The sequence below is a fragment of the Bacillus sp. OV166 genome (genome assembly GCF_900177675.1).
In the GTDB taxonomy this organism is placed as follows: Bacteria; Bacillota; Bacilli; order Bacillales; family Cytobacillaceae; genus Neobacillus.
In genome coordinates, this window is record NZ_FXWM01000001.1 from 2,345,928 (window position 1) to 2,363,492 (window position 17,565).

A 17,565-nucleotide genomic window follows, 5' to 3' on the forward strand; every position below is an offset into this window, starting at 1 on the left:
CTATTTTACTAATCTTAAGAACAACCAAAAATATAAAACAGTTTTCTAAAAATTTTATATTCTCAAAAAAAGAACTCGCTTGCATAATTACACTTAGACTTTATGAAAGGAAGCTCCCCGTACCGCTCGCGGAAAGCGAAACGCCTGGAGCGGAAATCAACAGGCTAGTTTGACACAGCCTAAAATAAAAATCGTACAAAGTTTTCAGCAAAGTGACTGCAGCTGATAAAAAGGAAGGTAAAAAATGATTAGTTCAACGACATCAAGTATTTATGATATCAAGCAATTTGGAGCAATCAGCGATGGGGAAGCAAATAATACAAACGCTATTTCACTCGCTATTGAAGCATGTTCTGAAGCAGGCGGTGGGACCGTTTATGTTCCCGCCGGGCGTTTCCTTACAGGAGCTGTCATTTTAAGAAGCAATGTAAATTTATACTTAGAGGCTGGCTCCATTTTAGTATTCAGCCCTGATGAAACAGATTACCCAATAGTCCAATCCCGCTGGGAGGGGGTAACAAGGGAAGTCTACTCCTCCTGTATTTATGCCGAAAATGGTGAAAATATTTCGGTAACCGGTCATGGCACGTTGGACGGCAGCGGGCATTATTGGTGGAGCCTTTTTCGAAGGAAAGAAAATCAATACCCAAGGCCGAAGCTGATTAGCTTCGACCATTGTAAACATGTCTTGATTTCAGGAGTGAAACTGATGAACTCCCCAAGCTGGACCGTTCATCCACTCTGCTGTGAAGACGTCACGATCCATAATATTCGGATTGAAAATCCGAGTGACTCTCCAAATACGGATGGGATTAATCCGGAATCCTGCCGAAACGTTCGCATTTCTGATTGCCATATTGACGTCGGTGATGATTGTATTGCCATTAAGGCAGGTACAGAGGAAACAAAGGAACGTATTCCTTGTGAAAATATTACCATTACCAATTGTACGATGATTCATGGTCATGGCGGCATTGTGTTTGGAAGTGAGATGAGCGGAGATATCCGAAATGTCACCATAAGCAATTGTATCTTTGAAGGAACAGACCGGGGCATCCGCCTGAAATCACGACGAGGCCGTGGCGGTGTGATTGAAGATGTGCGCATCAATAATATTATCATGAAGGGTGTAATTTGTCCTTTTATTGCCAATTTATATTACCACTGGGGTCCACGGGGCGAGGAGAAATATGTGTGGGATAAAAATCCCTACCCGATTACCAAGGAAACACCTGTGTTTAGAAGAATCCATTTTGCCAATATAACGGCCCGTGACGTCAGTGCCGCAGCCGGTTTCTTATATGGTCTTGCCGAAATGTACGTGGAGGATATCACATTTGAAAATGTTTCTGTGTCAATGGCTGAAGATGCCAAACCCGGTCTGCCTGCGATGATGGCGGAACTTGAACCAATGAAGCAAAGAGGTTTTTATTGCTGCCATGTTACGGATATTCGATTCCATCGGGTATCAGTCAGCAATCATGAAGGGCCGGCTTTCTATGTGGAAAACGGCAATGAAATTGAAATAGAAGGGTGTAAGTCCAAAAGTATTCGATCAACTGACCCTCTTTTTATATTTCATAATGTGAGTAATGTTGAATAGTAAATTTCTGTCAATTGTCTGTCCTAATATCAATAAGGCAGGCAATATTTTTTAAAAGTTAATCTATTAAAATATCAAAAATGGATCCGAAGGAATGATCAAAATAAGGGTTATTAAAATGAATAGGGAGTGAGAAATTTGAAGGCTTAACAAAAATTCGAAGTGTTTTACTTGCCTTGCTTTTAATTTGCAGCAGCATTCCAGCTGCATATGCAGAAGAAACAGGCGGTAATCAGGAAGCAGCCCAAAGTGAGAATTTAGTGTGGCAAAGTATTACATTTGGCCAGTCAACAGATTTGAATTTTACCGCGAATGTTTTGCCAGAAAAAATTGGTACAAACAATGCAGCACCAGGAAAACCAGGCACCATTAAATATGGACGGTTTTACAATTTTAATCCAGGTAAAATGGTTGTTGAAAATAACACAGCTTTTAATAATAAAAGGTTTAACTATGTGTTTTTACCATGGATTGGAGGCAACACATGACATCCATGTAAAACAAATGCCCCCAGGGCTAAAATAAAATAAAGTAATAGTGTAAAAGTATCCATAGGTAGAACTAATTGTCCTGTCGTGGTTTAATTCATATACTTAAGAAAATCATTCCTTTCTGGTGTTGTGTCAGTGTGGTAACTTCATTATACCAAATGGAGTGATTGTCTTATTTTTTTGTACAAAGTTCAATAAATAATTTTACACTCTGTTGATTGAAGCGAAGCGCCTGGAGCGGAAATCAACAGACAAGTTTAAAAGAACGATGCAAAAGAGGGTGCCCCTAAAAGTTACTTTTGGGACACCCTCTTTTGTTGTGTGCATTTCAACAATATTAAAAAAATTATGAACATCTAAAAAAATCAAACAAACGGCTAAAGATATTGAATTCTTTGTGTAAGCGTTTTCGGTTAAAATAAAAAACAAGAAAGGAGGATCCATTCAATGAATCTAAGACAAGAGCTGGAAGTATCAGTAGTTTCTACTGAGAAAAAGAAACCAATCAAAAAATATAAACTAGAAAAATGGATACCTTATTTGTTTATTTTGCCATCAACACTAATGATTGTAATCTTTTTGTTCTATCCGATCGGGACGGTGTTCTATTACAGTCTCCAAAATTATGATATATCCGCTCCCTTTTATAACGGTTTTGCCGGGATAGACAATTTCAAGAAGATTTTTACGGAGGATAAATTATTTCTTCCAAGTTTGCTAACCTCTTTTAAATGGGTGGTTTCTCAGGTAGGCTTACAGCTAATTTTTGGCTTAATTGCAGCACTCCTTCTCAATCAAAAATTTAAGTTTAGAGGGATGGTAAGAGCGGCTGCCTTTATTCCTTGGGCGATCTCGGGTGTGTTAGCCTCTGTGATGTGGTCACTAATGTTTAATGAACATATGGGTGTTATCAATGATCTTTTCATCAGGTTAGGGATTATCAGTGAAAGCAAGGCATGGCTGGCTGATAGCACTACTGCTTTTATATCGGTCGTAATTGCTGAGTTATGGAGAGGTATTCCTTTCTTTGCCATTACCTTACTCGCTTCACTTCAAAGTATTCCAGAAGAACTCTATGAAGCGGCAAAGGTGGACGGTGCAAGCAGAGTGAAATCGTTCTTATATGTGACACTGCCGTCATTGAAAAATACAATTGTCCTGACAACTTTACTCCGTGTGATTTGGGAGTTTAATAACGTCGATCTTCTTTTCAACCTTACCGGCGGAGGGCCGGCACACAGTACTACAACCTTGACGATGTACATTGCTGAACAGGCAGTACATGGTTCCAATTTTGGATATGGGTCAGCACTAACTGTTGTTGCCTTTGGTATATTACTACTATTTGCCATCATCTATTTACGCATTACGAGATATGATAGGGAGGGGAATTAACATGAATAAACAAAAAAGAGTTGACCGGCTGCTGACATTTAATCTGCCGCTCCTGGTTATGCTCGCTTTTACTCTCTTTCCGTTATACTGGACCATTAATACGGCTTTTAAGCACGAAGGAGATATTGTCAAGCGGCCACTTGGATACATACCAGCATCGCCGACAATCGATAACTTCGTTACAGCATGGACAAATGTAGGATTTTCAACCTACTTTAAAAATAGTTTAATAGTTGGTGTATGTACGGTATTTATAGTATTAATACTATCAACACTATCAGGTTATGCCTTAAGCAGATACAAGTTTAAGGGGAAGCGTCCATTCCTTCTTATGCTTTTATGCACACAGTTTATTCCAAGGTCCATGCTAATTATCCCGCTGTTTATTATCTTTAAGTTTCTAGGATTAATCAGCAATCCGCTTTCTTTAATCATAACCTATGCGGCAGTTGAGATCCCGTTTACGACAATACTAATGAATGGGTTCATCTCAAACGTTCCTCGAGAACTTGAAGAAGCAGCGATGGTTGATGGCTGCAATAAGCTGCAGGCAATCCGCTATGTTATCTTCCCGCTCCTGGTTCCAGGAATCGTAGCAACGAGTGTATTCACCTTCATTTACACTTGGAATGAATTCTTAATTGCCTTGATGCTGACAAATCAGCAGGGCAAGTTTACACTTCCAGTTGGCCTCAGCTATATGATGGGTGAATTTAATATCAACTATGGTGCTTTGGCGGCCGGTAGTGTAATCGCTTTAATTCCAACAGTCCTTATGTTTGCCTATGCGCAAAAGCATTTGGTTAATGGTATGGGTGGAGCTGTCAAAGGGTAATGCAGGGTTTAATAATGCTGGTTTTTATAACAAAACATATATAACAAATCATTGAGGGGGATTTTTGTGTACAAAAAGTTTTGGAAAACAGTTGCCGCTACTTCAATGGCTGCTTCATTACTACTTGCAGGCTGCAGTTCCGATTCCGGCAGCAGTAAAGAAGCAACCACAAAGGAAAAGAAAACAGATCCAAATGAAAAAATTACGTTAACGTTTTGGGATGAAAATGCCGGGCCTCAGCGTACACCAATCTGGGAAGAATTAATCAAACGATTTGAAGAGAAAAACCCTAACATTGACGTTGAATATGTCGGGCTGCCAAAGGACTCTGCAAAAGCGAAGTACGATGCATCCATCGCTGCAGAGGATACCCCTGACGTGGGCAGTGTGCAGACGAGCTGGCTTCCAGAATTTGCGCTGAGAGAGGCATTGCTGCCATTAGATTCCTATTTCAAAAAATGGGAAGATAAAGAAAAGATTAATAAAGGCGCAATCGAGTTTAACAAGGAAATTGTTTTTGACAACAAGTTATATGGCATTCCATATACACAAAACCTTGATATCCTTTGGGTTCGTCCTGACTGGTTCAAGGAAAAAGGGACAAAAGTTCCTGAGACATGGGATGAGTTCTTCACTGCCATTAAACAGCAATCAGACAAAGCAAACAACCGCTACGGTTATACCATCCGCGGCGGAGATGGCGGATCGTTCCAATTACAACGTTTAATGTATGCATACTCGGGTGAAGAGGACTACATTAAAAATGGTAAAAGTACAATCAACAACAAAAAGCATGTTGAGTTTCTGAAGAAGTATTTTGACTTATATAAAAAATATACTCCGCAAAGTGATATCACAAATGGTTACAAAGAAATGATTGCTGGATTCGATACAGGTGCAGTTGCTATGGTTCAGCATAACATTGGTTCTTTTGGCGAACATAAAGAGGCACTACAGCCAGATCAGTTCCAAGCAATTCCACTTCCAAAAACGGCTGATGGCAAATATGAGGCAGAAGGCGGAAACACCATCGGAATCAGTGTATTTAAAACGACAAAACACCCGGAAGCAGCATGGAAATTGTCAGCATTCCTAAATTCAAAGGACAGCCAATCTTACTGGAACCAGCAGGTTGGGCAGATTCCTACGAACTCTGATGTATTAAGTGAACAATGGGTAAAGGATTCTCCACATATTCAAACAGCATTCAAAGTTTATGATGATCCAAATACCATTCTTTACAAGCCGCCATTCTATTTGCCTGAATACCGATCCATTCTTGATACAGTAGTTGATCCAGGAACACAGGCTGTAATGAGCGGAAAAATGACGGTAGAAGAATTCCTTGATCAGTGGGCAAAAGCAATTGAAGACGCTCAAAAGAAATACGATGAGCATTTCAAAAAATAAACATTAAAAATAAAGCCGTCTAGAAACTACTTTCGAGACGGCTTTATCTCTTCTATAACAAATTAGTTATATTGTTCAAGGCAGTTTTGATTTTACTTTGGATGGGAAAGTACAACGCGTTGACAAAGGGGATAGTATCTATATACCTTCCAACACCTTTCACGGTGTGAAGGCCCTGGAGGCCGAATCTATTATTTTAGATATCTTTACACCACAGCGAGACGATTTTCTTAAATAATCGGAAATAACAGGAGGTACAATCATGAGTTATTCAGAAACCAAAACAACAAATGTAACTGCAGAGATTGCATTAGCGATGGCTGAAAAAGCATCAAGAACATTGATGAGAACTTTTACACCGGAAGAACTGCCGCCGGCAAATGTGTGGCACTATCATCAAGGGGTTTACCTTTACGGGATGCAGCGTGTTTGGGAGAAAACTCAAAGTCAAGAGTATTTTGATTATCTTAAAAGCTATATTGATAATCTCGTAGATGAAGAAGGCAATTTCCTGTTCGAGCGCGACCAGCTGGACTCTATTCAAGTAGGGATTTTGTTATATCCTTTGTTTAAGGAGACTAAGGACCAACGTTATAAGAATGCTGCCGATAAACTAAGACATTTATTCCATACCTTGAACAAGACAAAAGAAGGCGGTTTCTGGCATAAAGACAAATACCCCTATCAAATGTGGCTGGATGGTTTGTTTATGGCTGGACCTTTTGCTTTGATGTACCAGAATGCCTTTAACGAACAAGGGTTAGACGACATGGTTTTATATCAGGAAAAGCTCATGCGGAAAAATATGAAGGATGAAAATTCTGGACTTCTTTACCATGCCTACGATGAAAGCAGAAAGATGCCTTGGGCAAATCCTGTGACAGGGTGCTCACCGGAATTCTGGGGACGCTCGGTTGGCTGGTATGGCACAGCCCTAATTGATATCCTCGACCTTCTTTCAGACGATCATAGCGGAAGAGGAGAATTAATTTCGTCCTTACAAAGTTTTATTAAAAGTCTTGTATACTATCAGGACGAAAAAACCGGGTTATGGTATCAAATTGTGGACAAAGGAAACTTTGAGGATAACTGGCTAGAATCATCCTGCTCCAGCTTATTCATTTATACCATTGCCAGGGCGGTTGAGCAGGGGTACGTGGGTAAAGAATACCTTGAAGCTGCAATAAAGGGATACCAGGGGTTATTAAATGAGATGATTGAAGTCGATGGTGATTCATTGACGATGAAAGGAATCTGTATCGGAACTTCCGCAGATGTGTATGACTACTACGTTTCTCGTCCAGTGTCCGAAAATGACCTTCATGGTGTTGGTGCCTTTATTTTAGCCAGCATGGCACTAGTAAATATCATTAAATAATAAATTAAAGGAGTGTTCTGGATGAAAAAAACATTTAGCAGTCTTTTAGCGGTCTCTTTGTTGGCAATGGTATTTCCTCGGTTTCAGCATCTTCGTCCGAATTGGGCAGTGAAGTCCTTGCACCTAAGGATGGCTGGGCCGCATATGACAAGGTAACCACTGGCGGGGCAAACGCGGATGCCAGCCATGTTTTTACCGTAACAAATAAAGCCGAGCTTCTTAAGTCTCTTGGCGGCGGCAATGATAACACTCCTAAAATTATTTATGTTAAAGGGACGATTGACTTTAATGTAGATTCGAATAATAAGCCAATCGGACCTGAGTATTATGCAGATCCAGCGTATGATTATAATGCCTACCTTGAAGCCTATAATCCTGATGTATGGGGACACGACAAAGAAGTGTTCGGTCCGCTCGAGGATGCACGTGCACGCTCCGCTCAGAACCAAAAACAGCAGATAGTTGTTAATATTGGCTCAAACACATCGATTATTGGAGTGAGCGATGATGCCAAAATAATCGGCGGCAGCTTTATTATGAGCGGAGTGGAAAATATCATTATCCGCAATATCGAATTTGAAGCACCTGTTGATTTCTTCCCTCAATGGGATCCGACAGACGGCGATTTTGGTGAATGGAATTCCGAATATGACAATGTAACGGTAACAAATAGCACTCATCATGTATGGATTGACCATAACAAGTTTACTGATGGAGAACATCATGATGAGGATTTTGGGGAAGTTTTTGGAAGAACCTACCAGAAGCATGACGGCTTGCTTGATGTGACTAATGGCGCTGATTATGTAACCATTTCTTACAATGTGTTAGAGGACCATGACAAGACCTCACTTATCGGCTCCAGTGATAGTAAAAAGAGCGACGAGGGACACTTAAAGGTCACGATTCACCATAACTATTACAAAAACCTAACACAGCGTCTGCCAAGGGTCCGTTATGGTCAAGTACATGTTTACAACAATTACTATGAGTTTAATAAAGAGTCAGATTATGAGTTTGATTATGCTCTAGGCGTTGGCGTAAACTCAAAAATTTATGCAGAGAACAATTATTTTGATTTTGATTATGATATTGATCCTGGAGAAATTATCAAAGATTGGAAGGGCACTTCGATTTATGAAAGTGGATCTTTTGTAAATGGAAAAAGCTCCGCGAAGGAAGTCGATTTAGTAGTTGCCTTTAATCAATCACATACAGTCCAGCTAAATGAAAATGTTGGCTGGGAACCATCCTTGTTTACAAGAATTGATCCGACACAGGCAGTCCCAGCGCTGGTAAAAGCAAAGGCGGGTACAGGCAAACTAAAATAGGCGGTAAAAAACCCATAAAATTATTATGGGTTCTAGCTGTTTAGTCATGGAAGTTTTAGGATACGAGAGAAAACCCATTTACCAGTCTAGAAAAATAATGTATTTTTAATATTAAGATTATAGTAGAAAAGGAATGGAGAGGAAGTTGTTGATTTGGAAACGCTTCCTATATTGCCTATGAGAAATAAACTAGTCGTATTCATTAAAAAGTATTTTCTATTTTCTCTACGATCCACAATCATTTCGTTATTTCTGCCGGTCATGCTATTTTTTATCGCATTTACGGGCTGGATTTCCTATCAGCTAGCTGTAACCCAGCTGGAGGAAAATGCTTATAAAAGTGTCAATGATACGGTATTCCAGACTAAGTCCTCTTTAGAAAACAGACTATATGATGTGTTCGAACAGCTGGTTACTTTCTCTAATGACCTGAAGACATTGGAACTGATTGATTCTGAATTTTCTGAAGCGGACCCTAATGATTACATTGAAATGAGCAATTCATTGAAAGTGATTCATTTAAACTACAACTCGATTATCGAATCTATTCTAGTTGATATGCATAATGGGAAATTTACTTTATATCGCAGTGATTTCCGGATGAATTTCAATCAATTTCCTTATAAGGAATATGCAGAACAATATCGTGGCAGCAAGCAAGGCTTTTATTGGCATAATGAGCATCTTGATGATATTTTTGCCAGTAAATCAGAAGTGGTAAGCGTTTTTAAGTTGATAGGCAACGACCGCTCCAAAGCAAATGGTATATTGCTCTTTAATTTAAGGAAGAGTTTTTTTGAAAATGTTCTAAATAAATCATTGATTGGGGAACATGGCTATCTTACCCTTGTCAGCCGGGACGGTACCTTTAATTCAAAACCAGTGGCAAACGAATACCGTTTGAATTCAAAGGAACTAAGCTATCTGCAGTCATTACAAGATGAAAAAGGGCGTTATGAGTTTCAAAATGCAGTTGGAAAGAACATGACGATTATTTACGATACAATCGGTGTAAATAAGTGGAAAGTGGCTGCTGTTTTCCCAACGGATGAGATTTTAAAGAAAGTCAATTATATTAAAATTGTAACGGTTATGGTTATTTTAATGTTAACAGCGATAGCTATTTTAATTGCTAACTTTTTGGCTAAATACATTACCAATCCAGTCTCTGCTCTAGTTTCTCAAACGAAGCAAATCAATGAAAACAATTTAAATATTACTTTCTCTCATAAAGGCCCTAGAGAAATTGGAATTTTGAAAACAGCATTGGACGATTTATTGGTTAGAATTAACACGCTCTTGGAGCAAATAAGGCTTGAACAGGATGAAAAGCGGCAGCTAGAGTTCTCCATAATGCATGCACAAATCAATCCTCATTTTCTATATAATACCCTTTATTCCATAAAGGGCTTATCCGATATGGGGATGAATAAAGAAGCCAGCAGTATGATTACAGCACTGTCCAATTTTTTTCGTATTAGTATCAGCAGAGGGAGAGAAATTATCACTTTAGAGGAAGAAATTGCTCATATCCAAAATTATCTTATCATCCAGGAAATGAGATATGGAGATGATTTTTCCTATGAAATTAATATCGATCCCAATCTATTAACCTGCAGAATTGTAAAACTGACACTGCAGCCTCTGATAGAAAATGCCATCTATCACGGAGTTAAGCAAAAAAGGGGCAAGGGGAAGATCATTATAAAGGGATATGAAATCAGCGATATGGTATGCCTCGAAGTAATCGACAATGGCTCTGGAATCGACAGCGAAAAACTAAGTGTCATAAAGGAAGAACTTCAGAGCAAAAGGAGCAATTCCCCGACCATTGGAATTGGTCTAAGGAGTGTCCATGAAAGAATCAAGCTTCATTTTGGGGAGGCCTATGGGTTATCCATTGAAAGTGACGCAGGGGCAGGAACAAAGACCCTAGTAAGGATCCCAAAAACATGGGGAGGACTTAACTAATGTATAAGGTAGCAATAGTGGATGACGATCGAATTATCCGCAAAGGGTTATCGAGTGTTATACCCTGGACGGAACATGGCTTTGAATTGGTTGGTGTAGGTGCGGATGGTGAACAAGGTCTGGAAATTATTAAAGAACATGATCCTCATATTGTCATCTCCGATATTCAAATGCCCTTTATGGATGGATTGGAAATGACTAAGGAGATCAAAGAACATAATCCTAAAACAAAAGTAATTTTGTTAACGGGATATGAGGATTTTAAATATGCCCATGAGGCAATTAAATTAAAAGCTTATGATTATCTGCTTAAACCAGTAGAAACTAGTGAATTGATTGAAAAGCTTAAACAAGCTTCGTTAGAATTAGAGCTTGAGCTGCGGAAAGAAAATCATATCAACGAGAGTCATTATTATATCCAGCAGCAGTTTCTTAAAAGGTTAAGTCTTAACGACGTGACGAATGAAGAAATATATAAAGAGTTAAGTAAAGTAGGTATGGATCCTAAGGGGACTCATACAGCGGCACTGTATGTCAAAATGGACCAAACAGATTTTGGCTCACAGACAAACATGGAAACCGTGAAAGACTGTATCATGGAGCATTGCAGAAAGATCCTTGACCTTTTTAAGATGGATGGTTGCGTTGTAAACGCTGAAACCGAGCATTTTGCTGTCTTTCTATTTGGTTCAGATTTACTGGCAGATGATTTTACTGGTGCTATTACGAATGTTACACGTGAATTCCTTTCAACGATACAAGAAAATCTTCATACGACGATTACTATTACAAGCGGGAGAATCTATCATGAACTTGATGACGTTAGCTGCTCCTATCGAGAAGCTGTAAAAGCTATGAACTTCCGTCATCTAATAGGAATCAATCAAGCTTATTCTATAGAAGAAATTGAAGCTTCCGAGTGTGAGGAAGTGGCTGAACAACTAAAAATTGAAGAAGATTTATTCCGATATATTACACTGGGACTTCCGGAAAAAGTAACTGAGCTGCTAGAGAATGCAAAAATAGAACTTCTGACAAATAAAAGAGTATCCTTGCAGGAAATGGTTTTGTTTGCTGTTAGAGTCATTAGTTTACTATTTTATGAATCATCTAAAATGGCAAAAAACTGGGACTATACCAAATTTGAAAATGTCGAGAGCAGGGTAGTAATATTGCAGACCATGGATGAGATCTTTTCAGAAATAAAAATAATTGCTGTCGATTTGGCTGAGTTTATAAAAAAATTAAATGGGAATCAAAAGCACACACTTGTTGATAAGGCAATTGACTTCATTCGTGAAAATTACCATGTGGCCAATTTAAGCCTTCAAACAGTGGCAGAAGTAGTTCATGTGAGCTCAGCTTATCTTAGTAATCTCTTTAAAGTAGAGAAGGGTTTTAACTTTGGGGATTTTCTCCTTGAAACGAGGATGAAGAAGGCTATGGAGCTTTTTCAGAAAACGGATTTGAAGACCTATGAGGTCGCTGAAAGGATAGGGTACTCTAATCCTCAATATTTCAGCAGCTGTTTTAAAAAATTTACGGGTTATACTCCGATCGAATTTAAAAAGCTGAAATAGGCATATTATTTCGGCACTCGGGATAAAAATAAATGACCCTGTAAAAAAACGGAGTGTAAAGGAAAAGGGGTGGATAAATTAAATTGCCAAAGATTTTTAAGGATTCCAGTTTTACAAGGATACTGATCTTTTTTATTCCATTGGCTGTATCTGCAAGTCTAACATCCATTTCTCATGTTATTATTAATGGAACATTGAGCCGGGCCGACCATGCTGAAGTCATTATTGCCAATTACGCGATTGCCTTCTCTTTATTTGGAATCCTTGAACGGCCAGTCTTGGTTTTTAGGCAAACGAGCTCAGCCTTGGCAAAAGGGAAAGCTTCCTTCAACAAAATTGCCGCTTTTTTTATCAAGGTTTCGCTTGTAATAACAGCCCTTTGTGTATTAATTGGTCTTACTCGGCTCGGGGATTTGGTGTTTAAGTATGGTTTTAATGCGGAAGCTGATTCTATGGCTTCCTTGAAGTTAACCTTTCTTGTTCTTTCAGGCGTCATTTTATTTTCCGGTCTCCGCTGCTTATATCAGGGAATGATTATTAATAAATTGGAAACAAAATGGTTAACAATTGGCGTCGTTATACGGTTAGCAGGCATGTTTGCTGTCGCTGCTTATTTGAACTTGTCTCATCATGCAAATAGTAGTGCTCCAGGTGCGATGATCTTTTTAACTGGAATGGGAATCGAATGCTTCATTAGTGTCTGGCGCGGGAATTTGATTGTTAGAGAAAACGATAAGGAAACGGAAACACCTTTGCGACAAAAAGAAATTTCTACTTTTTATTTTCCGTTAGTTTTTTATTTGTCGTTTCAGACCATCATAATCCCCGTGATTTACGCGTTTCTTGGCAAAATTCAAGATGTTCATTTAGGGATTGCTTCATTCGCATTGGCTTTTAGCATTACGAATCTGATACTCAGCTTTTTTATGTACACTCATCAGATTGTCCTGCAATTCTATGAAAAAAACAAACAAACGGTTTTGAAATGCGTGATGGTTTTCAGTATCGTTCCATCTGTCTTTCTGGCAATTCTTAGCTCTACAGCTGTCGGCCCTTGGTTTATGAGAACAGTGTTAGGTGCTGACATGGCATTGGCAGCTGAAAGTCTGCATGTATTAAAATTTTTTATCATTAAAACCATGGTCTTCCCTTGGGTGGATTACTTTGGCGGCATACTCATGCTTCAAAAAAGTACAAAATCTCTGTTAAAACCGCAAATTTTTAATATGATTGCTGTGGTCCTGGTCATTATTCCATTAGTGTATTGGAATCCGGCGCTAAATGGTAAGGCAGGTGCTATTGCCGCTTCAACAGGTGAATTAATCGGCCTGCTGGCTGTTTACTTCGTTGTAACCCGAAGGCAAAAAATCACTCAGGTGGCAGAACAGAAAACTGTTTAGTTTTTTTAAAGAGAAGTGTTAACGTTAACATTTTTTGTTTACATATTTTCTATCATTTGTTAGACTGAATTTATAGAAAATTGTTAACGTTAACAAAATATACATAGGAAGGTGCTCGAAGTGGAAAAATTCATGGGTCCAAATTTTTTATTGAAAAATGAAACCGCTGTCTCTTTATATCATGATGTTGCGAAGGAAATGCCAATTATTGATTATCATTGCCACTTAAGCCCAAAAGAAATCTATGAAAATAAGAAATTTAAAAATATTACAGAAGCATGGCTTTATGGTGATCACTATAAATGGCGTGCAATGAGAGCTAATGGGATACCCGAGGAATATATAACCGGCAACGCCAGCGACTATGAGAAATTTTTAGCCTGGGCAAGAACTATTCCGATGACAATTGGCAACCCATTATATAACTGGACACATTTAGAGTTACAACGATTTTTTGGTATCTATGATATCCTGAACGAACAGAGTGCACCTGAAATTTGGGAAAAAGTAAATGCTTTACTAAATGGAGAAGGCTTTTCTGTCCGTGAACTAATCGTGAAGTCTAATGTGCGAGTAATCTGTACAACAGATGACCCGGTTGACAGTTTGGAATATCATACGCTGTTAAAGGATGAAAAGGATTTCCCAGTTAGTGTTGTACCGGGATTCAGACCTGATAAGGGACTTGAAATAAACCGTGAAGGTTTTCTTGATTGGGTGGAAAAACTGGAGGAAGCCTCTAACATTGAAATTAACACGTTTGAAGACTATCTTGCAGCATTAGAAGCACGAGTTCAGTTCTTTAATGAAGCCGGAGGCACTGTTTCCGATCATGCATTAGATTCCATGGTTTATAAAGAAGCTGCCTTTGAAGAGGTTGCTCAAATTTTTGAACAAAGGTTATCAGGCAGCGTGATTCCACTAGAAGCCGAAAGGAAATTTAAGACTTACACACTTATCTTCCTTGGTAAGCTGTATGCAGACCTAGGCTGGGCGATGCAATTCCATATCAATGCTCATCGGAATAACAACAAGAGAATGTTTCACAAACTAGGTCCTGATACCGGTTACGATTCAATCAATGATGATCAAATTGCCAAACCATTGGTAAGGATTCTTGATTCCTTAGAACAAGAAAACAAGCTTCCAAAAACCATCCTTTATTCGTTGAATCCAACCGATAACTTTGTGATTGCGAGCATTATCAATAGTTTTCAAGACGGAACCACGCCTGGAAAAATACAATTTGGCACGGCATGGTGGTTCAATGATACGAAAGATGGAATGATGGATCAGATGAAGGCATTGTCTAATGTAGGTCTCTTCAGCAGGTTCATTGGTATGCTTACAGACTCGAGAAGCTTTTTATCTTATACTAGACATGAATATTTCCGCAGGCTGGTATGCAACTTAATCGGAGAATGGGTCGATAACGGCGAAGTCCCAAATGATATGGAGCTGCTGGGCAGAATCGTCCAAGGCATCTGTTACAACAATGCCAAAGACTACTTTAATTTTAAAATCGCAGAGCCAGCTGGCACCCTAAACTAAATTATTAAGATGATTTCATGCTGTAGAGGCAGAAAAAGGAGCTTACAAAGATGGTTACCATAAAGGATATTGCTAAATTAGCCAACGTATCACATACAACGGTTTCAAGGGCACTTAACAACAGCCCATTAATCAAAGAGCCGACAAAAAGAAAAATCCTTGAGATTGCCTCTCAGCTGAACTACACACCAAATTTTAATGCGAAAAGCCTAGTGATGCAGAAATCCTATACAATTGGATTATTTTTAACCAGCATCAGCAACGGGACATCAGCAAGTTTTCTTGCTGATACCATAAAGGGTGTCAATAGCATCATAACTCAAGATTATAACCTGTTCATTCGCGGGATTGATGACTATCAAGACTATTCCAGTATTAATCGGCAAAGGTTTGATGGAATTATCCTAATGAGCCAAAGCGTCCGGGACAACTCGTTTATCTATCATGTTCGTCAAAAAGGCATTCCGCTGGTTGTACTTAATAGGGAGATAGAAGAGGATGATCTTATTAATATATTAAGCAATGATACTGAGGGATCTCGCCAGGCAGTGGAGTACCTGATAGAGAATGGCCACCGGGATATCGCCATTATCGAAGGAACTCCAAGCTTTAAATCATCACAAATGCGCAAAGAGGGCTACTTGAAAGCATTAATTGATTATGGAATCCCTATTAAAAAAGAATACTCCGTACAGGGAAATTATGATATGGAAAGCGGATACCAAGCAATGGAAAGGCTGTTGTCCCTGAAGGAACCTCCAACCGCTGTATTCTGCTCGAACGATGATATGGCCATTGGGGCCATTCATTCGGTATTTGCTAAAGGATTAAAGGTACCTGATGACATTTCTATCTTTGGCTTTGATGATATCGGTTTTTCCCAATATACAACACCAAGATTAACTACAGTGAAACGACCTTTGGAACAAATTAGCATCCTAGGTGCCAAGAAAATACTATCGATTATGCTCGGTAGTGAGAAGGGTTACGAAAAGATTTTCTTAAAAACAGAACTGATTATTAGGGATTCGGTTAAGAAAATTAATTAACTTATTGCTATGGGTTTATCCGTAGCGGTGTGCCTAAAAATGTTCACGTGTGCATTTTATATTTTTGTTAATAAGGGGTTGTGGGCTATGCAAAGATTAAATCGAAGGAATTATAAGGAATACGAAATTTGTCCGGAAAAAATCCTTCAATTTGGTGAGGGGAACTTTCTAAGAGGGTTTGTTGACTGGCAAGTTCAGGTCCTTAACCAGAAAACCGATTTTAATGGCAGTGTTGTTGTAGTTCAGCCAAGAGGATCTGAGAAGATCGAGAGGCTTAACCGTCAAGATGGATTGTTTACACTATATTTACAGGGTATCAAGGATGGCCGCCCTGTTAACGAACATATGGTAATTGATTCGATCAGCCGTGGAATTAACCTTTTTATGGATTATCAGGCGTTTATCGAGCTGGCTGCAAAAGAGGAACTACGCTTTATCATAAGCAATACTACAGAGGCCGGCATTGCTTATGACCCTGAGGATAAATTGGAGGAACAGCCTCAGAAGAGTTTTCCCGGAAAATTGACTGCCTTCCTATATCATCGATTCAAAGCTTTTTCCGGAGACCAACAACGAGGCTGTATCATTATTCCCTGTGAACTGATTGAAAATAACGCGAAGGTCCTGAAGGAGATTGTTCTAAAATATGCCCAAGACTGGAATCTTGGCAGTGGGTTTATCAATTGGATCGAGAATGCAAATACGTTTTGCTCGAGTCTGGTTGATCGAATTGTCCCTGGATTTCCTTCAGACACCATCCATGAAAAAACGGAGGAGCTTGGCTATCAGGATGAATTAATGGTGGTGGGTGAACAGTACCATCTGTGGGTAATAGAAGGACCTGAATTTATCAAACACGAGCTTCCAGTAGAAGGTACCGGATTAAATACGATGGTTGTAAAGGATTTAACTCCATTCCGAACTCGTAAAGTCAGGATTCTAAACGGGGCTCACACAGCGATGACACCTCTAGCTTATTTATCTGGATTAGAAACGGTTGAAGAAGCAGTAAATGACAATGAAATAGGATTATTTATCAGCGAACTGATAACCGAGGAAATCGTACCTACCCTGGAAGGGGATGCAGCGGAACTCGGAGTCTACGAAGAGGAAGTCCTAAGCCGGTTTGCGAACCCATATATTAAGCATTATTTAATGAGTATATCCTTAAATTCGATTTCTAAGTTTATTACGAGAAATTTGCCTTCGCTTATTGATTACATAGAGAAGACTAACGTTCTTCCGATGAGAATGGTTTTTGCTTTGAGCTGCCTTATCTTCTTTTACCGAGGTAAACGGGGGGAAGAAAGCATCAGTTTGCAGGATCGACCTGAAACACTGCAATTCTTTCAATCTACTTGGAACATGTATGAAAATCAGGAAATTGAGTTAAACGAGCTAGTCGAAAGTGTACTAAGTGAAAAGATTCTCTGGGATATGGACCTTGATGAGATTTCAAATCTATCAAGCACGGTAACGAAACACCTCAGTGATATCGAACAACTGGGAGTAAGGAGTGCACTAAAAGAATTATCTAAAACATTGATTAATAAATAAGGAGGGCTGGGATT

13 protein-coding genes and 1 pseudogene are annotated in these 17,565 nt (G+C 39.1%); all 14 read left to right on the forward strand.

Annotated features, from left to right (window positions below; genetic code table 11):
• Positions 1-244 precede the first annotated feature (244 nt).
• The 14 genes and pseudogenes from CCK98_RS11230 to CCK98_RS11295 all read left to right on the forward strand — a co-directional run bounded on the left by CCK98_RS11230 (position 245) and on the right by CCK98_RS11295 (position 17,551).
• A complete protein-coding gene (locus CCK98_RS11230) occupies positions 245-1,603 on the forward strand; it encodes a glycoside hydrolase family 28 protein (protein ID WP_088086657.1) in 1,359 nt (452 codons plus the stop codon).
• Positions 1,604-1,779: 176 nt separating this feature from the next.
• A complete protein-coding gene (locus CCK98_RS11235; RefSeq protein WP_088086658.1) occupies positions 1,780-2,091 on the forward strand; it encodes a hypothetical protein in 312 nt (103 codons plus the stop codon).
• A 450-nt stretch (positions 2,092-2,541) separates the two neighbouring features.
• Entirely contained in the window at positions 2,542-3,489 is a 948-nt protein-coding gene (locus CCK98_RS11240; RefSeq protein WP_088086659.1) for a carbohydrate ABC transporter permease, read from the forward strand.
• 1 nt (position 3,490) lies between these two features.
• On the forward strand, positions 3,491-4,324 hold the full coding sequence (locus tag CCK98_RS11245) for a carbohydrate ABC transporter permease (RefSeq protein WP_088086660.1): 834 nt from the start codon (positions 3,491-3,493) through the stop codon (positions 4,322-4,324).
• A gap of 66 nt (positions 4,325-4,390) precedes the next feature.
• On the forward strand, positions 4,391-5,734 hold the full coding sequence (locus CCK98_RS11250) for a sugar ABC transporter substrate-binding protein (RefSeq protein ID WP_088086661.1): 1,344 nt from the start codon (positions 4,391-4,393) through the stop codon (positions 5,732-5,734).
• Between the two features lie 70 nt (positions 5,735-5,804).
• Positions 5,805-5,972 carry a cupin domain-containing protein gene (locus tag CCK98_RS37035; protein WP_373408529.1) on the forward strand — a complete coding sequence of 56 codons (168 nt, stop codon included), beginning with the start codon at positions 5,805-5,807 and terminating at the stop codon, positions 5,970-5,972.
• A 24-nt stretch (positions 5,973-5,996) separates the two neighbouring features.
• Complete coding sequence (locus CCK98_RS11260; RefSeq protein ID WP_088086663.1) at positions 5,997-7,112, forward strand: glycoside hydrolase family 105 protein; 1,116 nt, start codon at positions 5,997-5,999, stop codon at positions 7,110-7,112.
• 21 nt (positions 7,113-7,133) lie between these two features.
• Positions 7,134-8,443: pseudogene (locus CCK98_RS11265) on the forward strand (polysaccharide lyase family 1 protein).
• A 153-nt stretch (positions 8,444-8,596) separates the two neighbouring features.
• Positions 8,597-10,414 carry a sensor histidine kinase gene (locus CCK98_RS11270; RefSeq protein ID WP_088086664.1) on the forward strand — a complete coding sequence of 606 codons (1,818 nt, stop codon included), beginning with the start codon at positions 8,597-8,599 and terminating at the stop codon, positions 10,412-10,414.
• Positions 10,414-11,994, forward strand: coding sequence for a response regulator (locus CCK98_RS11275; RefSeq protein WP_088086665.1), 1,581 nt, complete (start codon positions 10,414-10,416; stop codon positions 11,992-11,994). The genes CCK98_RS11270 and CCK98_RS11275 overlap by 1 nt, the downstream gene beginning before the upstream one ends.
• A gap of 83 nt (positions 11,995-12,077) precedes the next feature.
• Positions 12,078-13,394 carry a multi antimicrobial extrusion protein MatE gene (locus CCK98_RS11280; protein ID WP_088086666.1) on the forward strand — a complete coding sequence of 439 codons (1,317 nt, stop codon included), beginning with the start codon at positions 12,078-12,080 and terminating at the stop codon, positions 13,392-13,394.
• A 120-nt stretch (positions 13,395-13,514) separates the two neighbouring features.
• Positions 13,515-14,945, forward strand: coding sequence for a glucuronate isomerase (gene uxaC / locus CCK98_RS11285; protein WP_088086667.1), 1,431 nt, complete (start codon positions 13,515-13,517; stop codon positions 14,943-14,945).
• Positions 14,946-14,995: 50 nt separating this feature from the next.
• Complete coding sequence (locus CCK98_RS11290) at positions 14,996-15,994, forward strand: LacI family DNA-binding transcriptional regulator (RefSeq protein ID WP_088086668.1); 999 nt, start codon at positions 14,996-14,998, stop codon at positions 15,992-15,994.
• A gap of 87 nt (positions 15,995-16,081) precedes the next feature.
• On the forward strand, positions 16,082-17,551 hold the full coding sequence (locus CCK98_RS11295) for a tagaturonate reductase (RefSeq protein ID WP_088086669.1): 1,470 nt from the start codon (positions 16,082-16,084) through the stop codon (positions 17,549-17,551).
• Positions 17,552-17,565 lie beyond the last annotated feature (14 nt).

What these genes read in the sequence shown, in the direction of transcription:
- CCK98_RS11230 (WP_088086657.1), top strand. Translation starts at nt 245, where the DNA reads ATGATTAGTTCAACGACATCAAGTATTTATGATATCAAGCAATTTGGA.
- CCK98_RS11240 (WP_088086659.1), top strand. Translation starts at nt 2,542, where the DNA reads ATGAATCTAAGACAAGAGCTGGAAGTATCAGTAGTTTCTACTGAGAAA.
- CCK98_RS11245 (WP_088086660.1), top strand. Translation starts at nt 3,491, where the DNA reads ATGAATAAACAAAAAAGAGTTGACCGGCTGCTGACATTTAATCTGCCG.
- CCK98_RS11260 (WP_088086663.1), top strand. Translation starts at nt 5,997, where the DNA reads ATGAGTTATTCAGAAACCAAAACAACAAATGTAACTGCAGAGATTGCA.
- CCK98_RS11275 (WP_088086665.1), top strand. Translation starts at nt 10,414, where the DNA reads ATGTATAAGGTAGCAATAGTGGATGACGATCGAATTATCCGCAAAGGG.
- CCK98_RS11290 (WP_088086668.1), top strand. Translation starts at nt 14,996, where the DNA reads ATGGTTACCATAAAGGATATTGCTAAATTAGCCAACGTATCACATACA.
- CCK98_RS11295 (WP_088086669.1), top strand. Translation starts at nt 16,082, where the DNA reads ATGCAAAGATTAAATCGAAGGAATTATAAGGAATACGAAATTTGTCCG.